Here is an 820-nt window from a genome sequence, read left to right on the forward strand (position 1 = left end):
TTGGCTACCCTGGTCCGAGTGGTGCAGCAGTGCCACTGGCCTGCCCCGGCGCCACACAGCCATCATCAGCGCGTCCACCACGAGCTGCGAGGTCATGCTCTCCTGCATCGACCAGCCCACGATTCGACGGGAGTACAGGTCAAGTACCGCAGCTACGTAAAGCCAGCCTTCTGCCGTCCAGATATAGGTGAAGTCGGCCACCCATTTCTGGTTCGGACCATCTGCCTGGAACTGACGGTCCAGCACGTTGTCAGCCACAGCACCACGCGCGCCACGGTCCTTGGGTAGTCCACGCCTTCGCGGTCTCGCACGCAGCGCCTGCTCCCGCATGAGCCGCTCAATACGATGCAGCCCACAGGTCTGGCCTTGTTCCAGCACGTCGTGCCACACACGGCGTGCGCCGTAGGTGCGGTCGCTGCGTACAAAGCTCTGATGCACTTGCGCACCCAGCACCTCGTCGCTGAGGCTACGCCGGCTCCTGGGTCGTGTGAGCCAGGCGTAGAAGCCGCCTCGCGAGACACCGAGCGCCTCGCACATCAGATTGACCGGCCAGGCCCCTCGGTGTTTCGCCACGAAGCCGAACTTCACATCGACTCCTTCGCGAAGTAGGCCGCGGCTTTTTTCAATATGTCGCGCTCCATCTTGAGCTTGGCCACTTCCTTGTGCAGCCGTGCTATCTCAGCATCCTGCGCCTTTTGTTTGCCGTTACCAGGGAACGCCTCCTGAGGCTGCTGCCTCAGCTCACGCACCCACTTGCGCAGCACGTTCTCGTGAACGTCCAAGTCTTTGGCTGCCTGGGCCACAGACACGCCACGCTCAA

Annotated in this window: 1 pseudogene; it reads right to left on the reverse strand. The window is 62.4% G+C overall.

Annotated elements, in window-relative coordinates:
• Positions 1 to 820: pseudogene (locus SJH88_RS19265) on the reverse strand (IS3 family transposase); the annotation flags it as partial.

The sequence above is a fragment of the Comamonas sp. GCA5 genome, assembly GCF_036541385.1.
Classification (GTDB): domain Bacteria; phylum Pseudomonadota; class Gammaproteobacteria; order Burkholderiales; family Burkholderiaceae_C; genus Comamonas; species Comamonas aquatica.